Genomic DNA, 22557 nt, shown 5'->3' on the forward strand with positions numbered 1-22557 from the left:
ATGTACCTCCTCGACAACCCCGTGCGCCGCTACCCGTGGGGCTCGACCACGCTCGTGCAGCAGCTCCTCGGTCGTCCCGTCGACGGTCGTCCCGTCGCCGAGGTCTGGATGGGAGCCCACCCCGACGACCCGTCCACCGCCGACGGTGGTGGACGCCGGGTCGCTCTCGACGCGCTCGTGGCCTCCCAGCCCGAGGCGATGCTGGGACCCCGCGTGCTGGCCGAGGCCGGCCCGCGCCTGCCGTTCCTCGCCAAGATCCTCGCCGCCGCCCGCGCGCTGTCGGTCCAGGTGCACCCGACGACCGCCCAGGCCGAGGCGGGCTTCGCTGCCGAGGACGAGCGCGGCGTCCCGCGCACCGACCCGGCGCGGACGTATCGAGACCGCTCCGCCAAGCCGGAGATCGTGTACGCCCTCACGCCGTTCGAGCTCCTCAGCGGGCTCCGGGAACCGGAGCAGGCGGCAAAGCTCGTCGCCGAGCTCGAGGTGCGCGCGCTCGACCACCTCGTCGTGCTGCTGCGTGAGCAGTCCGTCGACGCCCACCGGGGCGCGCTCACGTGGCTCCTCGGCCAGCGGGAGAGCGCGGCGCCGTGGGTGGAGGCCGTCGCCGAGACCGCGCGTGACGCCGTGGGTGCCCGGCCCGAGCTGGCCGTCGTGCACGACCTCGCGCAGGAGTTCCCCGGCGACCCCGGGCTCCTCGCTCCGCTCCTGCTGAACCACGAGCGGCTCGAGCCCGGCCAGGCCCTCTACACCGCCCCCGGGACGCTGCACGCCTACCTGCGGGGCATGGCCGTCGAGGTGATGGCGGCGTCCGACAACGTCCTGCGCGCCGGCCTGACGACGAAGCACGTGGACGTGGCGGAGCTGCTGGCGATCACGGACTTCACACCGCGGCTCACCGGCTTCCTGCGTCCGGTGCGCGTGGTGCCGGGCGTCGTGGACTACGTCGCGCCGGCCGCCGACCTGGGCCTGCGCGTCGCCACCCCGCGGGCGGGGGACGAGCTGCCGGGGCCGGAGGACGGCCCGCGGATCGTCCTGTGCGTCGAGGGAGAGGTGCGCGTCGTCGCGGCGGACGCGCGACGCCTCCTGCCCGGCGACTCCGTCTTCGTCCCGCACGTGGACGGACCGCTCGTCGTGTCAGGGCACGGGACGGCCGTCGTGGCGCGGGCCTGAGGTCAGGCCGTCGTCACGACGACGCCGGTGCGGGCGTGGGGAACCAGCGCGCGAACTTCTCCTCCAGCGCCTGGGTCCGCTCGACGTCGCAGCGCTTCTCCGCCGAGACCGTGATGGCGCCGTCGAGGCACTGCTGGTGCGCCAGGGCGACGTCCCAGGTGACGAGCGTCGACACCATCTGGAGCGCGAGCATGGCGGAGAGGCCGACCCCGATGCCCAGCGCCGGGACGAGCGCTCCGCGCACCCGCGCCCGCCAGACGGCCACGAGCGCGCGGATGCCCACGACGATCGCCCCGAGCGCGAGCGCGAGGCTCACGGCCTGCCACGGGAACGGCATCGTGCTCACGACGATCACCGCGAGCAGGAGCAGGCCGAAGTGCAGCACGCGCCGCGTCGCCTGCCGCGCGAGCTCGGGGTCCGGCTCCGGCGGCTCGGGCGGCGCCGGAGGTCGGCGGTCGGCCGGCGCGTGCAGGTCGGGCCACCCCGGCGGGGGCGGGGGGAGCGGGGCACCCGGGCCGGGCCCGGCACCGGGCGGGACCGGTGCGTCCGGACGCGCACCCTCCTCCGGCGGCTGCTGCGGCTCGGGACGAGGCTGCTGCGGCGCGTCAGGACGGGGCGGTGCGTACGGGTTGCCCACGGGCAGCTCCTCGGTCGGTCGGGCGGCTCGCGGTACATTCTCCCATCGGAGGCCGGGTGCCCGGGAGGGTGCCCCGCCCCTCCCGCCGAGCCCGACGCTCGAGCCACCCCGAGCCACCCCGACACCCGCAGGAGCACCGTGCAGACGCCGTCCGGCCACCCCGTCGAGTCCACCTCCGCCGCCCGCGTCGTCGTCCTCGTCTCGGGCGCCGGCTCCAACCTGGCCGCGATCCTCGCCGCGCACGACGACGCCGCCTACGGGGCGCGCGTCGTGGGCGTCGTGTCGGACAAGGCCGACGCGGGCGGCCTCGACCTCGCCCGCGAGGCCGGGATCGCCGCCGTCGTCGTGGCACCGGGGGACTTCGACGACCGGGCCGCGTGGAACGAGGCGGTCGCGCAGGCGGTCGACGTCTTCCGGCCGGACCTCGTGGTGCTCGCCGGCTTCATGCGCATCCTCGGCCCGGCGTTCGTCGGGCGCTTCGCGGGCCGCACGATCAACACGCACCCGGCGCTCCTGCCGTCCTTCCCCGGGGCGCACGGCGTGCGGGACGCGCTCGCGTACGGGGTGCGCGTCACGGGGTGCACCGTCCACGTGGTCGACGACGGCGTCGACACCGGGCCGATCATCGCCCAGGTCGCCGTCCCGGTCGAGGACGGCGACGACGAGTCGTCGCTCCACGAGCGCATCAAGGTCGCGGAGCGCGCGCTGCTCGTCGAGACGGTCGGCCGCGTCGCGCGCGAGGGGCTGCGCGTCGAGGGCCGCCGGGCCCTGCTGGGCTAGGCGCCGGGCTCCTCCGTGTCCTCGCCGGTGGCCTCGTCCACGGGCGGGAGGTCGCGCGGCGCGAGGACGGCGAGGGCCTGGTAGGTCTCGCGACGCTCCTGGGGCCTCGCGCGCCCCTCCTCGAGCGAGCGCGCGGTCCAGCGCTCGAGCAGCTCCGCGAGCTCGCGGGACATCGCCGCCGCCTGCTCGGCGGTGAGCACGAGCGTGCTGAGCGCGAGGATCCGGTCCTCGCGCGCCCCGGTCTCGCTCCCGCGCCGGAACGTCTCCTCGGCCCAGGCCAGGGCCGGGCGCACCACATGGCGCACCGCGTCGGGCGTCCCCGGCTCGACGGCGTAGCTCTGCGCCACGTTCTTCCACACCCGGTCGCGGCGGTCGCGCGCGTGCTCGGGCGCCTCGACGATCATCCCGGCCTTGGCGAGCACGCGGAGGTGGAAGCTCACGGAGTTCGCGGGCTCTCCCGTCGCCTGGGCGAGGTCCGCGGCGCGCGCGTGCCCGAGGACGGCGAGCTCCATGAGGATGCGCTGCCGCAGCGGGTGCGCGATGGCCCGCAGCGCCGCGGGGTCCTGGACGCGAAAGGTCTCGAGCACAGGCCGAGGCTAGCAACGCCCTGGGATCGTGCACGCGGAGGTGCGCAGGAGAAAGTGCGCAACGACTATTGCGCAAATCGAGTTGCGCACCTAGGTTCGTGCCATGACGAACCCGCCTCCCGCCTCGGTCGAGGACCACCCGCCCACCGGCCCGTCGTCGACGGCGGGCGCTCCCGACCCCGCCGTCCCGGCCGCCGTCGCGCCGGTCGCCGCCCCCAGCGGTGCCGTCCCGCCGTCGCTCCTGCGCAACCGGTCGTACGTGCTGCTCATGACGGGGATGACCGCCGAGTCGCTCGGCGCGGGCGTCGCGCTCTTCGCCGTGCCGCTCGTCGCCTACGGGATCACGGGCTCGGTCGTGCAGGCGGGCGTCGTCGCCGCCGTCGGCCAGCTCGGGGCGCTCCTCGCGACCCTGCCCGCCGGCGTCGTCGCGGACCGGGTCGACCGGCGCCGGCTCATCACGGTGTCCGCGGGCGTCGGGGCGGCGCTGTGGGCGACCGTCGCGCTCGCGGCGGGGCTCGGGTCGCTCTCCGCCTGGCACCTCGCGGCCGTGCTCTTCGGGGCGTCGGTCGTCGGGGCGCTCGTCGACCCGGCCACGAGCGGGGCGTTCCGGTCGGTCGTACCCGTGCCCCAGCTGCCGACGGCGCTCGCGGCGGTGCAGGGTCGGGACGCCGTCGCGAGCCTCCTCGCCGGGCCCCTGGGCGGCGTGCTCTACGCCGTCGCGCACGCCGTCCCGCTCGCCGGCGCCGCGATCGGGCACCTGGCGACCGCCGTCTGCACGTGGTTCGTGCGCGAGCCGCTCAACGGCGACGTCGCCGCGGCGCGCGCGACCCGCCCCGCGGAGGCGCTGCGCGAGGGGCTCCGGTTCGTGTGGTCCGTGCCGCTGTTCCGGGCGCTGCTCGGACTGTTCGTCGTCATCAACGTCGCGTTCGGCGGCCTCATGGTCGGCATCAACCTCGAGCTCGTGCGCACGGGCACGTCACCGCTCCTCATCGGTCTCGTCGACCTCGCGGTGGGCCTGGGCGTGCTCGTCGGCGCGGTCCTCGCGCCCCGGCTCGTCGCACGGTTCCGGGCGGGCGCCCTCGTCGTCGGCGCGCTCGGCACGCTGGCGGCGGGCGCCGTCGCGATGGCGGCCCTGAACGCGTACGTCGGGTACGTCCTCCTGCTCCCGCCGGCGCTCCTCCTGGTCCCCGCGGCGAACGCCTGCCTGTCCGGGTACGCGGCCGCGATCACGCCGCCGCAGCTCCAGGGGAGGCTCTCGTCCGTCCTGGGGCTCACCGGCCTCGCCGCCGGTCCCCTCGTGCCGCTCGTCGGGAGCGGGCTCCTCGAACGCTTCGGGCTCGGGACGGCGCTCGTGGTGCTCGCGGGGCTCCTCGTCGTCACCGTCGCGGTCCTCAGCACGGTCCGGTCGCTCTGGCGGGTCGGCACCCCGGACACCTGGGCCGACGACGCGACCGCCCTCGCCGCGTCGGGCGTCGTGCCGGGCGAGCCCGTGCCGGCCGGGCCGGGCCGGTAGACTCGTCCCGGCCGCGACTGGCGAGGGTGGGAACGACCACCGGGGAGCGGCCGGATCAACCTGCTGGTGCGTCGACCGCCTGGGCGCCTGGGTTCAGCCACTCGGTACCGGTGCACCGCCGGACCGCGACCGCGACCCAGAGGAGCCCCTCGTCATGTCCCACCCGGCCCCGAACGTCCCCGCCGCCCCCGACGTCCAGCTCGCCGACGACTCCCAGCGCCCCGTGCGGCGTGCGCTCCTGAGCGTCTACGACAAGACCGGCCTCGTCGAGCTCGCCACGGCGCTCCACGCGGCGGGCGTCGAGCTCGTCTCCACCGGCTCCACCGCGTCGACGATCGCCGGCGCGGGCGTGCCCGTGACGAAGGTCGAGGACCTCACCGGGTTCCCCGAGTGCCTCGAGGGCCGGGTCAAGACGCTGCACCCGCGCGTGCACGCCGGCATCCTCGCGGACTCGCGCAAGGCCGACCACCTCGCGCAGCTCGACGAGCTCGGCATCGCGCCGTTCGAGCTCGTCGTCGTCAACCTCTACCCGTTCGCCGCCACCGTCGCGTCGGGTGCGGGCCCGGACGAGGTCGTCGAGCAGATCGACATCGGCGGGCCCTCGATGGTCCGCGCGGCGGCGAAGAACCACCCGAGCGTCGCCGTCGTCGTCGACCCGGGCCGGTACGACGACGTCGTCGCGGCCGTGCAGGCGGGCGGCTTCACCTACGCGCAGCGCAAGGCGCTCGCGGCCGCCGCGTTCGTGCACACCGCGACGTACGACGTCGCCGTCGCGTCGTGGATGGGCAACGTCGTGGCACCGACGGACGAGGTCGAGACCGACGGCGAGACCGTGAGCACCGGGTTCCCCGCCTGGATCGGCGCCACGTGGGACCGCGCCGACGTGCTGCGCTACGGCGAGAACCCGCACCAGCGTGCCGCGCTCTACACCGACGGCCACGGCGCGAGCGGCCTCGCCCAGGCGACGCAGCTCCACGGCAAGGCCATGAGCTACAACAACTACGTGGACGCCGACGCCGCGTGGCGCGCCGCGCACGACCACGACGCGCCCGCCGTCGCGATCATCAAGCACGCCAACCCGTGCGGCATCGCCGTCGGCGCCGACGTCGCCGAGGCGCACGCGCGCGCCCACGCGACCGACCCCGTCTCCGCGTACGGCGGCGTCATCGCGGCGAACCGCGTCGTCACCCGGGCGGCCGCGGAGCAGATCGCGCCCGTGTTCACCGAGGTCGTCGTCGCGCCGGGCTTCGAGCCCGAGGCGCTGGAGGTCCTCCAGGCGAAGAAGAACATCCGCCTCCTCGTCGTCGACACCCCGCCGACGACGTCCGTCGAGACCCGCCCGGTGAGCGGGGGACTGCTCGTGCAGAGCGCCGACCGGGTGGACGCCGTCGTGACGGACGCCGACGGGAACGTCACCGGCGGGGACGACCCGCAGCACTGGAACCTCGTGACCGGCGAGGCCGCCGACGACGCGACGATCGCCGACCTCGCGTTCGCGTGGCGCGCGATCCGCGCCGCGAAGTCGAACGCGATCCTCCTCGCGAACGACGGCGCCGCCGTCGGCGTCGGGATGGGGCAGGTCAACCGTGTCGACTCGTGCCGTCTGGCGGTCGAGCGCGCCAACACGCTCGCCGAGGGCGAGGAGCGGGCACGCGGCGCCGTCGCGGCGTCCGACGCGTTCTTCCCGTTCGCCGACGGCCTCCAGATCCTGCTCGACGCGGGCGTGCGCGCCGTCGTCGCTCCGGGAGGGTCGATCCGCGACGCCGAGGTGATCGAGGCGGCGCGGGCGGCGGGAGTGACGATGTACTTCACGGGGACGCGCCACTTCGCGCACTGACACGACCCTCGCTCGACGGCCCCGCCGGTCCTCGGACCGGCGGGGCCGTCGTGCACCGGGCGTCAGGCGAGCGCGTCGCGCAGGCGGCGGGTCGGGTCGAGCGCGACGTCGAGGTCGACGCGGAGACGGCCGGTGCGGTTCATGGCCTTGCGGACCGGGCCGACGTCGCGCGGCGAGTCCACCAGGAGGACCGCCCGGACCTCGGTGACCCGACCGTCGCCGTCGCCCGGAGTCGCGCCGACGCGCGACCCCGGGGCGAGGTAGAACGCGGCCCAGCCCTCGTGGCCGGTAGGCCCACCCGACGGGTCGCCGCGGAAGAGCACGTCGTCGGCCTCGTCGGGCACGCCGAACAGGGCGAGGTCGTGGCCGAGCTGCTGGGAGAACACGTACGGGGCGTGCCCCGGGCCGGTGTCCTCGTCGCCGAGCATGGCGGCGACCGTCGCGTCGGGGTCGTGGAGCGCGGCCGACCAGTGGCCGCCGGGGACGGCACCGAGCGCGGGGTGCTCGCGGGTCGCGCAGTCGCCGACGGCCCAGAGCCCGTCCAGGCCGCGCACGGCGCCGGTCGTGTCGACGGGGACGCTGCCGCGCACGTCGCGCGGGACCGCGCCGTCGAGCCAGTCCGTCGCGGGGCGAGCGCCCACGGCGGCCAGCACGAGGTCGGCCGGCAGCTCGCGTCCGTCGGCGAGCCGGACGCCGTCGGGACGGACCTCCGCGACCGCCGCGCCGGTCACGAGCTCCGCGCCGACGGCGGCGTACCAGGGCGCGAGGTGCGCGCCGACGGCCGGTCCGAGCTGGCGCCGGAGCGGGGTCGGCGCCGCCTCGAGGACCGTGACGCGCGCGCCCGCGCCGGTCGCGACCCCCGCCAGCTCGGCACCGATCCAGCCCGCGCCGACGATCACGAGGCGGATCCCCGGCCGCAACGCCTCGCGCAGGTCCTCGGCGTCCCGCGCGGTGTGCAGGACGCGGGCGTGCTCCCAGTCGACGGGCCGCACGGGCGTGGAACCGACCGCGAGCACGACGGCGTCGGCGGTCCGGCGCTCGCCCGACCGGGTCGTGACCTCCCACGAGCCGCCCTCGGGCGCGGAGCGACGCTCCAGCCGCACCGCCGCGTCGGCGAGGCGGACCTCGTCGGCGAGGGCCTCGACGTCCAGGCCGAGGTCCTCGGCCAGCCACGCCGGGCGCGGGCGGCTCAGGAGCTCCTTCGACAGCGGGGGCCGGTCGTAGGGAGGCACACCCTCGGCGCCGAGCAGCGTCACCCGCCCGGCGTACCCCCGGCGGCGGAGCGCGCCGACGGTCTGGGCGCCGGCGAGGCCGGCGCCCACGACGACGACCGACGCGGGGGGCGCCGGGGCCGCGGCGGGGCGGTCCCCACGGTGCGCAGACGGGGGTGGGAGGACCGGCGGCTCGGCGGACGACATGCACGTCACGCTAGGCCACGACGGTAGGCTTCCGGGCGTGGAAGGTGCAGCAGCGTGACCGACGTCACCGCGGACGGGGGGACGCGCCACCGGCCGCCGCCGACGCTCGTGCCGGCGTGGCACCACGTCGAGGACGAGCCGGGCGACGAAGAGCCCTCGGCCGGTGCTCCCGACGACGAGGCCCGGCCGCCGGTGCCGGAGCCTCCCGCGAGCCTGGCCCCGTCCCGCCAGCCCGCGATGTGGCTCGTGCTCGCGGGCGTCGCGGTCTCGACGCTCGTCGCGGTGCTCGTCGGTGCGCGCGCCGGCTGCCTCACGCTCGCCGGGCTGCTCGCCGTGGCGGGGGTGTGCCGCGCGGCCATCCCGGGCCCCGGCCCCGTCGGGATCACCGTGCGCTCGCGCGGCCTGGACGTCTTCTTCTTCCTCGCGCCCGCCGTCGTCATGGCGTTCCTCGCGCTGAGCCTCGACCAGGGCGAGATCTGACCCCGGCGTAGGGCAGACGACGACGGGCCCGGACCGCGGTCGCGGTCCGGGCCCGTCGGGCGTGCGGACGTCAGGCCTTGGGGGCCTCGTCGGTGCCGGGAGCCTCGCCCGCCTCGGGCTCGTCCGCCTCGAGGACCTCGACGACCTCCTCGACCGCGACGACGTCACCGTTCTCGTCCGTGACGACGACCTCCTCCTCGACGACGGCGGCGACCGCGCCCGCACCGGCGGCACCCGCGGCGCCGGCCGTCGCGGCGTACGCGGCGGTGGCCTCGTCGTCGGCGTCGGTCAGGGAGACGACGCGGTCCTCGCCGAGGAGGTCGTCCTGCTTCGGGGCGAACGCGAAGGCGCGGTAGAACAGGCCCGCGATCGCGGCACCGAGGAGCGGCGCGACCCAGAAGACCCACTGCTGCTTCCACAGGTCGCCGTCGCCGGCGAACACCGCCGAGGCCATCGAACGGGCCGGGTTGAGCGACGCGTTGGTGATCGGCGCGGCGACGATGATGAGCGCGGTCAGCGTGAGGCCGATGACGACGGGCGCGTACTGGACGCTCGCACGCTTGTCGGTGACGCCGAGGATCACGCCCACGAACACGGCGGTGACGATCGTCTCGATGAGCAGCGCCTGCACGAGGCCGAACTCCGTGCCGCCCTGCGACGCCGTCGCCAGCGAGGAGAAGCTGCCGTACCCGTTCGCGGTGGCGACGAACACGCCCCCGCGGCCGTCCTGCCCGAGGAGCTCGGGCAGCGAGGCCGGGACGGTCGCGAGCAGCACGAGCCCGGCGAGGATCGCACCCACGAGCTGGGCGACCCAGTACGGCAGGACGTCGCGCCACGCGGTGCGGCCACCGATCGCGGCGCCGAGCGTCACGGCGGGGTTGAAGTGGCCGCCCGACACGTTGCCCACGGCCGCGGCGCCCGCGATCACCGCGATACCGCCGGCGAGGCCGACGGCCAGCGCGTTCTGCTGGCTGACGAAGGTGTACAGCGCCACGCCCACGATCGCGAGCACGAGGAAGAACGTGCCGAAGACCTCGGCGCCGAGGCGCGCGAGGAGGCTGGGCTGGACGACGGCGACGGCCTCGGTCGGCGCGAGGCGCGGGTCGTCGACGGTGCCCTCCGGTGCGCCGGGAGCGGTGGTGTCCTGGGACATGATCATCCTGTCTGGTTCGGTGGGTACGTCGGGCAGTCCCGCCGGCCGCCACGGTGCGGCACCGGGGCGCGGTCGGGACGACGGCACGATGCCTGACCGAGTGCCCGGCCATTCCGGCATCTGGGGGCATCCTGCCACCACCACCCGGGAGAAGTGTGGAAATCGGCGGTGCTCCACCTGAGAACGGACGTGTCGTCTCAGCATGCGGTCGGCCGAGAGGGGTGGCGAAAGTATCTTGACGTCGAGAAGTCGAGTACCCTGGACCGCGGTCAGCAACGCCCCTGTGTGCGACGGACCGGGCCCCACGGGCCGCACGGTCGCCGTCCGGCTCCCGGGGGCACCAGTCCCCGACAGTTGGAGCGATCTGCGCATGGGCAAGATCAAGGTCGTCAACCCGGTCGTCGAGCTCGACGGCGACGAGATGACGCGCATCATCTGGCAGTTCATCAAGGACCGCCTCATCCACCCGTACCTCGACGTGGACCTCAGGTACTACGACCTGTCGATCCAGAACCGCGACGCGACGGACGACCAGGTCACGATCGACGCCGCCCACGCGATCAAGCAGTACAACGTGGGCGTCAAGTGCGCGACGATCACGCCCGACGAGGCGCGCGTCGAGGAGTTCGGCCTCAAGAAGATGTGGGTCTCGCCCAACGGCACGATCCGCAACATCCTCGGCGGCGTCGTCTTCCGCGAGCCGATCATCATCTCGAACATCCCGCGCCTCGTGCCCGGCTGGAACAAGCCGATCATCATCGGTCGTCACGCCCACGGCGACCAGTACAAGTCGACGAACTTCAAGGTCCCGGGCCCCGGCAAGATCACGATGACGTTCGAGCCGGCCGACGGCTCCGAGCCGCAGAAGTTCGACGTCGTGACCATGCCCGAGGAGGGCGGCGTCGCGATGGGCATGTACAACTTCAACGAGTCGATCCGCGACTTCGCGCGCGCCTCGTTCGCGTACGGCCTCCAGCGCGAGTACCCCGTGTACCTCTCGACGAAGAACACGATCCTCAAGGCGTACGACGGCGCCTTCAAGGACATCTTCCAGGAGGTGTTCGACGCCGAGTTCGCCGAGGCGTTCGCCGCGAAGGGCCTCACCTACGAGCACCGCCTCATCGACGACATGGTCGCCTCGGCCATGAAGTGGGAGGGCGGCTACGTCTGGGCCTGCAAGAACTACGACGGCGACGTCCAGTCCGACACCGTCGCGCAGGGCTTCGGCTCGCTCGGCCTCATGACGTCCGTCCTCATGACCCCGGACGGCCAGACCGTCGAGGCCGAGGCCGCGCACGGCACCGTGACCCGTCACTACCGCCAGCACCAGCAGGGCAAGCCGACGTCGACCAACCCGATCGCGTCGATCTTCGCCTGGACCCGCGGCCTCATGCACCGCGGCAAGCTGGACGGCACGCCCGAGGTCACCGAGTTCGCGCAGACCCTCGAGGACGTCGTCATCAAGACCGTCGAGGCCGGCCAGATGACCAAGGACCTCGCGCTCCTCGTCGGCCCGGACCAGCAGTGGCTGACGACCGAGGACTTCCTCGCCGCGCTCGACGAGAACCTCAAGGCGCGCCTGGGCTGACCGGCCCGCTCCGCACGCCCGACGGCGGCGTCCCCTCGCGCAGGGGACGCCGCCGTCGTCGTCCCCGCCGGGGCGTCCGTGCCGGCCGCGTTGTGGGAGAGTGAGCGCATGACTTCCCCCGTGAACGTGACGGTGACCGGCGCTGCCGGTCAGATCGGCTACGCACTGCTCTTCCGTATCGCGTCGGGCCAGATGCTCGGCACCGACACCCCCGTGCGCCTGCGCCTCCTGGAGATCCCGCAGGGCGTGAAGGCCGCGGAGGGCACCGCGATGGAGCTCGACGACTGCGCCTTCCCGCTGCTCGCGGGCATCGACATCTTCGACGACCCGACCGCCGCGTTCGAGGGGACGAACGTCGCGCTGCTCGTGGGCGCGCGCCCGCGCGGTCCGGGCATGGAGCGGGGCGACCTGCTGGAGGCCAACGGCGGGATCTTCAAGCCGCAGGGCCAGGCGATCAACGCGGGTGCGGCGGACGACGTCCGCGTCCTGGTCGTCGGCAACCCGGCGAACACGAACGCGCTCATCGCGGCGTCGAACGCGCCGGACGTGCCGAAGGAGCGGTTCACCGCGATGACGCGCCTGGACCACAACCGCGCACTGACGCAGGTGGCCAAGAAGGCGGGCGTGCCGGTGTCGGAGGTGCGCAAGGTGACGATCTGGGGCAACCACTCGGCGACGCAGTACCCGGACATCTTCCAGGCGGACGTCGCGGGGACCCCGGGTGCGCAGCTCGCCGAGGACCGCGAGTGGCTGGAGGGCACGTTCATCCCCACGGTCGCGAAGCGCGGCGCCGCGATCATCGACGCGCGCGGCGCGTCGTCGGCGGCGTCGGCCGCGAACGCGGCGATCGACCACGTGCGCGACTGGGTCCACGGCACGCCGGAGGGCGACTGGACGAGTGCGGGCGTCGTGTCCGACGGGTCGTACGGTGTCCCGACGGGCCTCATCTCGTCGTTCCCGGTGGTGTCCCGCGACGGGGCGTGGGAGATCGTGCAGGGGCTGGAGCTGTCGGACTTCTCGCGCGGGCGCGTCGACGCGTCGGTCGCGGAGCTCCAGGAGGAGCGGCAGGCCGTGGAACAGCTCGGGCTCGTCTGAGCCGACTCCGGTCGCGCGGTCCGAGGCACGGTCCCGACCGCGCGACCGGGGACGGTCCGGGGGCCGGACGGGAGCGACGGTGCGGGGCGTTCGGGGGCGGGTGACCGGGCGGAAAATCGCTGCGCCCGCGGGGGTGGGGCGCCGTAGGGTCGACGCGCCATGATCGACGCCACCCTGCCGACCGAGCAGCCCCCGAACCCCCCGACCGCCCCCGAGACCACGGCGTCGGCGGGCGCTTCCCGCGCGCCCGCCGACCCGGCCCGCCGCCTGGACTGGCGGCGGCTGCGCGGGCCGCTGGCCGTCGTCGCACTGCTCGCGCTCACGCTCGGTGCGGTCGGTGCCGCGCTCGGGACCGTCATCGCGGGCTGGCTCGCCGACGACCCGACGACGGCGACGCTCCAGCTCCTCGCGGCCTGCGTCGTCGGCGCGGCGCTGCTCGACACCGCCGGCCAGGTCGTGTGGGCCGGGGTCGTGGACCGGGCCGAGGGCCGGCTGCGCGGCGACCTGCTCACGGCGGCCCTGCACCAGCCGCTCGCCACGCTCACGGAGCAGGCGGTCGGCGAGGTGCTCGACCGCGTCGACGACGACACGCACGCGGTCGGCACGCTGGTGCGCCGCCAGCTCTGGGGCGCGGGCCGCACCGTCGTCGGCGTGCTGCCGATGTGGGTCGTCGCGGGCCTGACCTGGTGGCCGGCCTGGATCCTCTTCCCGGCGCTCGGCGCGGTCGCCGCGGTGATCGTGCGTCCCATGCTGGGCGAGATCGCGCGCCGCAAGGTGATCGAGGAGGCCGCGTGGACGGACCACGCCGCCGCGTTCGAGGAGTCGGTCGCGGCGCGGGACGACCTGCGCACGAGCCTCGGCCAGTCGTTCGCGGTCCGGCGCCTCGCCGAGCGCTCGGCCCAGGTGCACCGAAAGTTCCAGGCGGTGCTCGTCGTCGAGTCGCGCATGCTCCGCAGGGCGGGCCTCGTGCTGGCGGCGCTCCTCGCCGGCGTCGCCGTCGCGGGCGCCGCGCTCGCCGCGGACGGCGACCTGGGCGTGGACCGCCTGGTCACCCTGTTCCTCGTGACGGCGATGTTCGTCGGGCAGGTGGACAACCTGGTCCACCACCTGCCCGACATCCAGGAGGGCATCGGGGCGCTCACGCGCATCCGGCAGATGCTCGCCGTCGAGCCGGAGCCCGCGGGCGGGAGGGCGCTGCCCGAAGGTCCCGTGGGGATCGAGCTGCGCGACCTCCACTTCTCGTACGCCGAGGGCACGTTCGCGCTCGACGGCGTGAGCCTGCGGGTGCCCGCGGGCGAGACGGTCGCGCTCGTGGGGCGGACGGGGTCGGGCAAGTCGACCCTGGCGTCGCTGCTCTCGCGCGCGGTCGAGCCGCCGCGCGGCGCGGTGCTCGTCGGCGGCGTGGACGTGCGCGACCTCGACCTGCAGGCGTTGCGCGCCGCGGTGGGGGTCGTGACGCAGCGCACCGAGATCCTCGCGGGCACGCTCGCCGAGAACGTCGCGCTCTTCGCCGACGTGCCGCGCGCCGACGTCGAGGCCGCCGTACGCGAGCTCCGGCTCGACGACTGGGTGGCCGGACTCCCCGACGGCCTCGACACGCTGCTCGGCCCGGGTGGGACGTCGCTCTCGGCGGGGGAGGAGCAGCTCGTCGCGTTCGCGCGACTGCTCGTCCGCGACGTGCAGGTCGTCGTGCTCGACGAGGCGACCGCGCGCATGGACCCGCTCACGGAGGCGCGCGTCGTCGCGGCCTCGGACCGGCTGCTCGCCGGGCGCACGGGCGTGCTCGTCGCGCACCGCCTGACGACGATCGAGCGCGCGGGGCTGCTCGCCGTCCTCGACCACGGGCGGGTCGTGCAGCAGGGGGAGCGGGCGGCGCTCGCCCGCGTCGCGGGCCCGTACCGCGACCTCCTCGCGGCGAGCGTCGCCGAGGAGGCCGCGACGGGCGCCGCCGGCTCGCGCCCGGGTGCCGGCGGGGCCCTGCTCGACGGCGACGGCGCGCGCGACGCGTCCCCCGGGCCGGGCGCGTCGGACGGACCCGGCGACGGCGCGGACGCGGGCCGCGCGGCCGAGTCCGTCGGAGGTCGCCGACGGCGGGGCGCGCCGCCGGTCCTCGCGGACCCGGGCGACGGGCCCAGCCTCGCGCGCGGGGTGCTGCACGCGCTGTTCGTGCGCCCCGCGTGGGGCGTCGTGGGCGCGCTGCTGTTCCTGGCGACGAGCCTCGTGTCGGCGCAGGGCGCCGTCACGGGCTTCCTCTGGGGCCGCGCGGTGCAGGACCTCGACGACGGCTTCCCGGCGCAGCTGCTCGTGCCGCTCGCGGTGCTCCTCGTCCTCGCGCCGCTGTGCCTCGCCTGGGCGCTGTACGTCTACCCGCGCTGGTGGATCGAGGTGCTGCTGCGCGTCCGCATGGCCGTCATGGCCGGCCAGACGCGCCAGCACCGGCTCACGGCGACGCCCCCGGGCGAGGTCGTCGCGCGCGCCATGGACGCCGACCGATTCGTCCGGTACGCGGACCGCTGGGTCGACTTCGTCAACGGCCTCGTCATCGCGGGGGTCACGGCGCTGCTCAGCGGGTCGTGGCTCGCGGGCGCGGTGCTGCTCGCCGTGATGGTCGTGTCCGCCGCGGCCTCCGCGCTCGGGCGCCCGATCGCCGGGCGGTCGGCCACGCGGTCGTCGGCGGCGCGCGCCCGGTTCGGGCGTGCGCTCGTCTCGGCGCTCGACTCGGCGCGCACGGTCAAGCTCGCCGCCCGGACGCCGCAGGTGCACGCGCACCTGCGCGACGTCGACGGGGGGCGCGTGCGGGCCGCGATCTTCGAGCACCGGGTGCAGGCCGCGCTCGACGGCGTCCCGCTCGTCATGATCCAGCTCGGTGTCGTGGCGGCGTGGGCCGGGTTGCTCGCCGGCACGTGGGACCTCGCGACCGCGCTCCTGGTCGCCAACGCGGTGACCGGCTTCGGCTGGTTCGGCGTGGTCGCGGGGGCGGTCGTGACCGAGGCCCCCGGCACGCGCTCGTGGCAGCGCGCCACGAGCCGGTTCGCGGCGGGCACCGACCTCATGGACCTGCCGCCCGGCGTCGACCTCCTCACGGGCGAGGCCCCCGTGCCCGACCCGGGCCCGCGCCAGCCGCTCGAGCGGCTCGAGCTGGCCGACGTCACCGCGCTGCACGACGACGGCACGATCGGCGTCCAGGGCGTCGACCTCGCAGTGCGTCGCGGCGAGCTCGTCCTCCTGCTCGGGCAGGTCGGGGCGGGCAAGTCGAGCCTGCTCTCGGCGCTGTCGGGCCTCATGGAGCACACGGGCCACATCCGGTGGAACGGGACCGACGTCGTCGACGCCCAGACGTTCCTGCGGCCGGGTCAGGTCGCCCACGTGGCGCAGGTCCCGCGCGTGCTCTCGGGATCGTTCGCCGACAACGTGCGCCTCGGGCACGAGCGCGACGTGCACGGACCGGTCGCGGCCGCGCGCCTGGAGCGCGACGTCGTCGAGGCCGGGGGCCACGAATCCCTGGTGGGGCACCGCGGCGTCCGGCTCTCGGGCGGACAGGTGCAGCGGCTCGCCCTCGCGCGAGCGCTCGCGACCGACGCTGAGCTCCTCCTCGCCGACGACGTCTCGAGCGCACTCGACGCGGCGACCGAGATCGAGCTGTGGACCTCGCTCCGGGAGCGCGGGACCACGGTGATCGGCGCGACGTCGAAGCGGGCCGCGCTCGCGCGGGCGGACCGCGTCGTCGTGCTCGACGAGGGCCGCGTCGCCGAGGTCGGGCCGTGGCGCGACCTGGCACCGCGCTGGGGTCACCTGGCGGGCTGACCTTCTCTCGCCCCGTCGAACCCGGGGTCGCTCCTCACCGGACGTGTTCCGTGAGGCGCGACCCCGGGTTCGTCGTCTCCAGGAGGCCGTACGGCGGAGGTGCGCCGAGCCCTGGTTACCGAACCTTGCTGCAACTTTCTGCAAGCAGTACAGTTCGGCTCAGCCGTACGCTGAGAGGCCGCGGTCGACGTCGTCCGCTGTCGGTCCCCGTCGTCCGCGTCCACCGGTTCGTGCCAGCTCATGCCTGCGGCCCCGCACCAGCCACCGGACGAGGGAGTCCTCATGACCTCCACGCCGCGACGTCGCCGCGTTCCGCGCACCCCGTCGCCCCACCCATCCGACCCGTCGGCCCGTCGCTCGCGCGGGTCCCGCACGACGGCGTCGGTCACCGCCGTCGCGCTCGCCACCTCCAGCCTGGCGGGCGTCACGCTCGCCGCGCTCGCCGCCCCCGCGGCGGGGGCCGACGAGCGCACGCTCGCCCTCGTGGGCGACCTCCAGTCCGAGCTCGGCTGCGCGGCCGACTGGGACCCCGCGTGCGACGCGACCGAGCTCGCACCCACCGACGCCGCGGGCGTGTGGTCGGCCGACTTCGACCTGCCCGCCGGGACGTACCAGTACAAGGTCGCGTTCGACGACGCCTGGGACGAGGCGTACGGGCGCTACGGCAGCCAGGACAACGCGCCGCTCGTGCTCGGCGGCGACGCGACGGTCCGCGTCACGTTCGACGAGTCGACCCACCGCATCGCGCTCACGCCGCTCGGGCTCGCAGGCGCCTACGACGAGGCGCAGGACGCCGACCTCGTGGTGCCCCCCGTGCGCCAGCCCGGGTCGGACGAGCGCTTCTACTTCGTCATGACCGACCGGTTCGCGAACGGCGACCCGTCGAACGACACGGCGGGGCTCGGTGACGACCCGCTCGTCTCCGGGTACGACCCGACGGACAAGGGCTTCTACCAGGGCGGCGACATCGCGGGCCTGCGGCAGAACCTCGACTACGTCGAGGGCCTCGGCACGACGGCGATCTGGCTCACGCCGTCGTTCAAGAACCAGCCGGTCCAGGGCACGGGCGCCGACGCGTCGGCGGGCTACCACGGCTACTGGATCACCGACTTCACGCAGATCGACCCGCACCTCGGCACCAACGCCGAGCTCGAGGCGCTCATCGACGAGGCGCACGACCGCGGCATCAAGGTCTACTTCGACATCATCACGAACCACACGGCCGACGTGATCGACTACGAGGAGAAGCAGTACTCGTACGTCGACCAGGCCACGTCGCCGTACCGCGACGCCGAGGGCACCGTGTTCGACCCGGCGGATCACGCGGGCACGGGAGACTTCCCGGCGCTGGACGCCGCGACGTCGTTCCCGTACACGCCGGTCGTCCCTGCGGACAAGGAAGACCTCAAGGTCCCGTCCTGGCTCAACGACCCGACGCTCTACCACAACCGCGGCAACTCGACGTGGACCGGGGAGTCGGTGACGTACGGGGACTTCGACGGCCTCGACGACCTCATGACGGAGCACCCGACGGTCGTCGACGGGTTCGTCGACGTCTACCAGGACTGGATCGACCTCGGGATCGACGGCTTCCGCATCGACACCGTCAAGCACGTGAACTTCGAGTTCTGGGAGACGTGGACCACCGAGGTCCTCGACTACGCGCACGCGCAGGGCAAGGACGACTTCTTCATGTTCGGCGAGGTGTACGACGCCGACGCGGCGAAGCTCTCGCCCTACGTGCGCAAGACCGACATGAGCTCGACGCTCGACTTCACGTTCCAGTCCGCCGCGACGAGCTTCGCGAGCGGCAACAGCGCCAAGGGCCTCGCGTCGCTCTTCGCGAGCGACGACATGTACACGACGCCCACGACGAACGCGCAGGCGCTGCCGACGTTCCTCGGCAACCACGACATGGGTCGCGTCGGGTACATGCTCGCGAGCACGGACGACCCGCTCGCGCGCGACGAGCTCGCGCACGACCTCATGTACCTGACCCGCGGGCAGCCGGTCGTGTACTACGGCGACGAGCAGGGCTTCGCGGGGACGGGCGGCGACAAGGACGCGCGCCAGACCCTGTTCGCGACGCAGGTCGACGAGTACGCCGACCAGCCTCTCGTCACCGGCGAGCAGGCGGGCAGCGTCGACCGCTTCGGCACGGACGCGCCGCTCTACGCGCACATCGCCGAGCTCGCCGCGCTGCGCGAGGCGCACCCGGCGCTGGCCGACGGCGCGCAGGTCGAGCGCTACGTCGAGAACGGCGCGGGCGTGTACGCCTTCAGCCGCGTGGACCGCGCGGAGAAGGTCGAGCACCTCGTCGCGCTGAACAACGCCGCGCAGGAGCGGACGGCGACCTTCACGACCCTCACGCCCGGCGCCTCGTACGAGGTGCTCTACGGCGAGTCGGCCCAGCCCGTGACGGCCGACGCCGACGGCGTCGTCATGCTGACCGTCCCGGCGACGGGCACCGTCGTGCTGCGGGCCGACCGCGAGGTCGGCGCGGACTCGTCGGGCGAGATCGCCGTCACCGTGCCGCGCGCCGGCGCAGCGGTCACCGGGGTCGCGCCCGTGACGGCCACGGTCGACGCGGACGCATGGGCCGAGACGTCGTTCGCGTGGCGCGAGGTCGGGAGCGCCGAGTGGCACCCGCTCGGCACCGCCGAGGACACCGCGCCGCGCGTCTTCCACGACGTCGCGGGCCTCGCGGACGGCACGCTCGTCGAGTACCGCGCGGTGACGACCGACGCCGACGGCGACCGCGCCGCCGCGTCGACGTTCGCGAGCGTCGGGATCGACGTGAGCGGGGTCGTGGGCGAGGAGCCGGAGCCCGAGATCGACCTCGTGACCGTGCCCGGGAGCCACAACGCGGCCATGGGCTGCGCGGGCGACTGGGCCCCGGCGTGCGAGGCGGCCAAGCTCACGCAGCGCGCCGACGGCGTCTACGCGGGCACGTTCGAGGTCCCGGCCGGGACGTACGAGTACAAGGTCGCGCTCAACGGGTCGTGGACGGTGAACTACGGAGTCGGCGGCGTACAGGACGGCGGCAACGCGACGTACACGACGACCGGGGGCCCGGTGACGTTCTACTGGGACCCGGTGAGCAAGGACTTCTCGAGCACCGCACAGGGCCCGATCGTCACCCTCCCGGGCTCGTTCCAGGACCAGGTCGGCTGCCCCGCCTCGTGGGCCCCGGACTGCCTCGCGTCCTGGCTCAAGGACCCCGACGGCGACGGCACCTACACCTGGTCGACCGACCGCCTCACGGCCGGCGCGTACGAGGGCAAGGTCGCGCACGGGCTGAGCTGGGCCGAGAACTACGGCGTGGGCGGCGCGCCCGACGGCGCGAACTACCAGTTCTCCGTGGGTGACGGCGAGAACGTCACGTTCTCCTACGACCTCGCGACCCACGTCCTGACCGTCGAGGTGGCGAACCCGCCGCTGCCGGGGACCGGGCAGCAGGCCGCGCACTGGGTCCGTGAGGACCTGGTCGCCTGGCCCGCGGAACTCGGCGCCGGGTCGGAGTGGACCCTGTGGGCGGCGCCGGACGGCGGGATCTCCGTCGCCCCGGGCAGCGCGGACGGCGAGGTGCAGGCACCGGAGGGGACGGCGTCGTACACGCTCGAGGTGGACCCGGCGGGCCTGCCCGACGACGTCGCCGCCGAGTTCCCGGCGCTCGCCGGCCACACCGCGCTGCGCGTGCTCGACGACGGTGAACCGCTCGACCGTGCCGCGGCCGAGGCCGCGCTCACGGGCCAGCTCCTCGTGACCCGGGCCGACGAGAGCGTCCTCACGGCCGCGACCGGCGTCCAGGTGCCGGGCGTCGTCGACGACCTGTTCGCCGAGGACGCGGCCGAGCGCGAGCTCGGCGTCTCGTGGCACGCCAACGGGAAGTGGGCGTCGTTCGCGCTCTGGGCACCGACCGCCCAGGCGGTCTCGGTGCTCGCCTGGCCCGCGGGGGCGTCGCTCGACGACGACCCGCGACGGTTCGAGGCCGCGCGCCAGTCCGACGGCACGTGGACGCTCGACGGCAAGGCGGCCGACAAGAAGCTCGGCGGCGCGGACGTCGGGTGGAAGGGCGCGCGCTACCTCTACGAGGTGCGGGTCTACGTCCCGAGCATGGGGAAGGTCGAGACGAACGTCGTCACCGACCCGTACTCGGTCGGGCTGACGCTCGACTCCACGCACTCGGTGGCCGTCGACCTCGACGACCCCGCGTTCCGCCCGAGCGTCTGGGAGGGCACGCCCGCCCCGGTCGTCGAGCGCGCGGTGGACCAGACGATCTACGAGCTGCACGTGCGCGACTTCTCGATCTCCGACGAGACGGTCCCCGCCGAGCGGCGCGGCACCTACCTCGCGTTCGCCGAGCAGGACTCGGCCGGGATGACGCACCTGCGCGAGCTCGCGGACGCGGGCCTCACCACGGTGCACCTGCTCCCGACGTTCGACATCGCGTCGATCCCCGAGGACCGGGCCGCCCAGAAGACGACGGGCGACCTCACCGGTCTCGCGCCCGACTCGACCGAGCAGCAGGCCGCGGTCGCGGCGGTGCAGGGCGAGGACGGCTTCAACTGGGGCTACGACCCGTGGCACTTCAGCACACCGGAGGGGTCGTACGCCCTCGACGCGGACGGCGGCGCGCGCGTCGCGGAGTTCCGCACCATGGTCGGATCGCTCCACGACGCCGGGCTCCAGGTCGTGCTCGACCAGGTGTTCAACCACACCGCGGCGAGCGGGCAGGACGCGAAGTCGGTCCTCGACAAGGTCGTGCCGGGCTACTACCACCGGCTGAACCCGACCACGGGCTCCGTCGAGACGAGCACGTGCTGCCAGAACGTCGCGACCGAGCACGCGATGGCGGGCAAGCTCATGGTCGACTCGGTCGTCACCTGGGCCCAGGACTACAAGGTCGACGGGTTCCGCTTCGACCTCATGGGTCACCACTCGAAGCAGAACATGCTCGACGTGCGGGCCGCGCTCGACGAGCTCACGCTCGCCGAGGACGGCGTCGACGGGAAGTCCGTCTACCTGTACGGCGAGGGCTGGGACTTCGGCGAGGTCGCGGGCAACGCGCTGTTCGAGCAGGCCACGCAGGGCCAGCTCGGCGGCACGGGCATCGGGACGTTCTCCGACCGGCTGCGTGACGCCGTGCACGGCGGCTCGCCCGTCGACGGCGCCTCGACGTTCACGCAGGGCTTCGGCACGGGCCTGGCGACCGACCCGAACGGGCAGCCCGCCCGGGCGGGGGAGCCGGGCACCGTCAACGACGGTTCCGCGGACGAGCTCGCCGACCTCGGCCACCAGACCGACCTCGTGCGGCTCGGGCTCGCCGGCAACCTGCGCGACTACACGCTCCTCACGTCCACGGGCGAGGAGAAGCGGGGCGACGAGATCGACTACCGCGGAGCACCGGCGGGCTACGCCGACTCGCCCGAGGAGGTCGTGACCTACGTCGACGCGCACGACAACGAGACGCTGTTCGACCTGCTCACGCTCAAGCTCCCGGCGGACACGCCGATGGACGAGCGCGTGCGGATGAACACGGTCTCGCTCGCGACCGCCGCGCTCTCCCAGACGCCGTCGTTCTGGCACGCGGGGACGGACCTGCTGCGGTCCAAGTCGCTCGACCGCAACAGCTACGACTCGGGCGACTGGTTCAACGCGATCGACTGGACCGGTCAGGACAACGGCTTCGGCAAGGGCCTGCCGATGGCGGCCGACAACGAGGACAAGTGGCCGCTCATGGCCCCGCTCCTCGCGGACCCCGCGCTCGAGCCGTCGCCCGACGACATCGCCACCGCGTCGGCGCAGGCGCAGGACCTCCTGCGGCTGCGGCACTCGACCGAGCTCTTCCGGCTCGGCGACGCGGACCTCATCCGGGAGAAGGTCACCTTCCCGGGTGCCGGGACGGACCAGGTCCCGGGGGTCGTCGCGATGTCGGTGGACGACACCGTGGGCACCGACGTCGACCCGGCCCTCGACGGCCTGCTCACGGTGTTCAACGCCTCGCCGGACGAGGTCACCGTCCCGCTGACCGCGCTGGCGGGCCGCGAGTACGTGCTCTCGCCGGTCCAGGCCGAGGGGAGCGACGCCGTCGTGCAGGGCACCACGTGGGACGCGGCCTCCGGGACCGTCACGCTCCCGGCGCGCACCGTCGCGGTGCTCGTCGAGCCGCAGGCGGCCGGCGAGCTGCCCGTCTCGGTCGAGGTGCAGCCCCGCTGCCTCGCCGGCAAGGCCTACGTCGCCGTCCGCGCGACGAACGACGGCGCCGTCCCCGTGGACCTGACGCTCTCCACGCCGTTCGGCGAGAAGGGCTTCTCGAAGGTCGCGCCCGGGAAGAACGCCTACCAGTCGTTCGCGACGCGGGCGAAGACCGCCGCAGCGGGGGAGGCCGTCGTCACGGCCACCGCGGTGGTCGACGGCGACGAGGTCACCTCGACCTTCACCGTCGCCCACGAGGAGCTCACCTGCTCCTGAGCCGACCGCCGAGGGAGAACC

Annotated in this window: 13 protein-coding genes and 1 riboswitch; of the genes, 9 read left to right on the forward strand and 4 right to left on the reverse strand. The window is 74.6% G+C overall.

The window, feature by feature from the left end; genetic code table 11:
• The gene (manA, locus tag CCE02nite_RS04970) at positions 1–1170 is read left to right on the forward strand and encodes a mannose-6-phosphate isomerase, class I (protein ID WP_141388559.1); all 1170 of its coding nucleotides are present in this window, start codon (positions 1–3) and stop codon (positions 1168–1170) included.
• Between the two features lie 13 nt (positions 1171–1183).
• Here manA and CCE02nite_RS04975 read toward each other — a convergent pair whose 3' ends face one another.
• The gene (locus CCE02nite_RS04975) at positions 1184–1807 is read right to left on the reverse strand and encodes a hypothetical protein (RefSeq protein ID WP_141388560.1); all 624 of its coding nucleotides are present in this window, start codon (positions 1805–1807) and stop codon (positions 1184–1186) included.
• Between the two features lie 138 nt (positions 1808–1945).
• Between CCE02nite_RS04975 and purN the strand changes: the two genes are divergently transcribed.
• Positions 1946–2587, forward strand: coding sequence for a phosphoribosylglycinamide formyltransferase (purN, locus tag CCE02nite_RS04980; protein WP_047233091.1), 642 nt, complete (start codon positions 1946–1948; stop codon positions 2585–2587).
• Here purN and CCE02nite_RS04985 read toward each other — a convergent pair.
• Positions 2584–3174: an ArsR/SmtB family transcription factor gene (locus CCE02nite_RS04985; protein WP_141388561.1), complete on the reverse strand. Its 591-nt coding sequence runs from the start codon at positions 3172–3174 to the stop codon at positions 2584–2586. The two genes, purN and CCE02nite_RS04985, sit on opposite strands and share 4 nt — an antisense overlap.
• A 103-nt stretch (positions 3175–3277) precedes the next feature.
• Between CCE02nite_RS04985 and CCE02nite_RS04990 the strand changes: the two genes are divergently transcribed.
• Both CCE02nite_RS04990 and purH read left to right on the forward strand, forming a co-directional pair.
• Positions 3278–4687 (forward strand): MFS transporter, encoded by a 1410-nt coding sequence (locus CCE02nite_RS04990; protein ID WP_141388562.1) that lies wholly within the window; start codon positions 3278–3280, stop codon positions 4685–4687.
• Between the two features lie 3 nt (positions 4688–4690).
• Positions 4691–4779, forward strand: a riboswitch (ZMP/ZTP riboswitch).
• A 62-nt stretch (positions 4780–4841) separates the two neighbouring features.
• Entirely contained in the window at positions 4842–6524 is a 1683-nt protein-coding gene (gene purH / locus CCE02nite_RS04995) for a bifunctional phosphoribosylaminoimidazolecarboxamide formyltransferase/IMP cyclohydrolase (RefSeq protein WP_141388563.1), read from the forward strand.
• Between the two features lie 62 nt (positions 6525–6586).
• Here the strand turns inward: purH and CCE02nite_RS05000 are convergent, their stop codons facing one another.
• On the reverse strand, positions 6587–7942 hold the full coding sequence (locus CCE02nite_RS05000; RefSeq protein WP_141388564.1) for an NAD(P)/FAD-dependent oxidoreductase: 1356 nt from the start codon (positions 7940–7942) through the stop codon (positions 6587–6589).
• A 54-nt stretch (positions 7943–7996) separates the two neighbouring features.
• Here CCE02nite_RS05000 and CCE02nite_RS05005 point away from each other — a divergent pair, with 54 nt between their 5' ends.
• Positions 7997–8422 (forward strand): DUF3017 domain-containing protein, encoded by a 426-nt coding sequence (locus CCE02nite_RS05005; protein WP_141388565.1) that lies wholly within the window; start codon positions 7997–7999, stop codon positions 8420–8422.
• A gap of 70 nt (positions 8423–8492) precedes the next feature.
• Here the strand turns inward: CCE02nite_RS05005 and CCE02nite_RS05010 are convergent, their stop codons facing one another.
• Complete coding sequence (locus CCE02nite_RS05010; protein ID WP_255318639.1) at positions 8493–9575, reverse strand: MIP/aquaporin family protein; 1083 nt, start codon at positions 9573–9575, stop codon at positions 8493–8495.
• Between the two features lie 370 nt (positions 9576–9945).
• On the opposite strand from CCE02nite_RS05010, the gene CCE02nite_RS05015 reads away from it, so the two are divergent.
• The 4 genes from CCE02nite_RS05015 to pulA all read left to right on the forward strand — a co-directional run bounded on the left by CCE02nite_RS05015 (position 9946) and on the right by pulA (position 22536).
• Positions 9946–11163: an NADP-dependent isocitrate dehydrogenase gene (locus CCE02nite_RS05015; RefSeq protein WP_141388567.1), complete on the forward strand. Its 1218-nt coding sequence runs from the start codon at positions 9946–9948 to the stop codon at positions 11161–11163.
• 108 nt (positions 11164–11271) lie between these two features.
• Entirely contained in the window at positions 11272–12258 is a 987-nt protein-coding gene (locus CCE02nite_RS05020) for a malate dehydrogenase (protein ID WP_141388568.1), read from the forward strand.
• Positions 12259–12417: 159 nt separating this feature from the next.
• Positions 12418–16062: an ATP-binding cassette domain-containing protein gene (locus CCE02nite_RS05025; protein WP_141388569.1), complete on the forward strand. Its 3645-nt coding sequence runs from the start codon at positions 12418–12420 to the stop codon at positions 16060–16062.
• Positions 16063–16344: 282 nt separating this feature from the next.
• Positions 16345–22536, forward strand: a complete 6192-nt coding sequence (gene pulA, locus CCE02nite_RS05030; protein WP_176599506.1) for a pullulanase-type alpha-1,6-glucosidase — start codon at positions 16345–16347, stop codon at positions 22534–22536.
• The last annotated feature ends 21 nt before the right edge of the window (positions 22537–22557 follow it).

Source organism: Cellulosimicrobium cellulans (assembly GCF_006539945.1).
GTDB classification, from domain to species: domain Bacteria; phylum Actinomycetota; class Actinomycetes; order Actinomycetales; family Cellulomonadaceae; genus Cellulosimicrobium; species Cellulosimicrobium cellulans.

Coding starts and splice junctions, on each gene's coding strand:
- CCE02nite_RS05010 (WP_255318639.1), bottom strand. CDS start 9,575: ATGTCCCAGGACACCACCGCTCCCGGCGCACCGGAGGGCACCGTCGAC.
- CCE02nite_RS05015 (WP_141388567.1), top strand. CDS start 9,946: ATGGGCAAGATCAAGGTCGTCAACCCGGTCGTCGAGCTCGACGGCGAC.
- CCE02nite_RS04990 (WP_141388562.1), top strand. CDS start 3,278: ATGACGAACCCGCCTCCCGCCTCGGTCGAGGACCACCCGCCCACCGGC.
- CCE02nite_RS05025 (WP_141388569.1), top strand. CDS start 12,418: ATGATCGACGCCACCCTGCCGACCGAGCAGCCCCCGAACCCCCCGACC.
- CCE02nite_RS05000 (WP_141388564.1), bottom strand. CDS start 7,942: ATGTCGTCCGCCGAGCCGCCGGTCCTCCCACCCCCGTCTGCGCACCGT.
- purH (WP_141388563.1), top strand. CDS start 4,842: ATGTCCCACCCGGCCCCGAACGTCCCCGCCGCCCCCGACGTCCAGCTC.
- pulA (WP_176599506.1), top strand. CDS start 16,345: ATGACCTCCACGCCGCGACGTCGCCGCGTTCCGCGCACCCCGTCGCCC.
- CCE02nite_RS05020 (WP_141388568.1), top strand. CDS start 11,272: ATGACTTCCCCCGTGAACGTGACGGTGACCGGCGCTGCCGGTCAGATC.
- manA (WP_141388559.1), top strand. CDS start 1: ATGTACCTCCTCGACAACCCCGTGCGCCGCTACCCGTGGGGCTCGACC.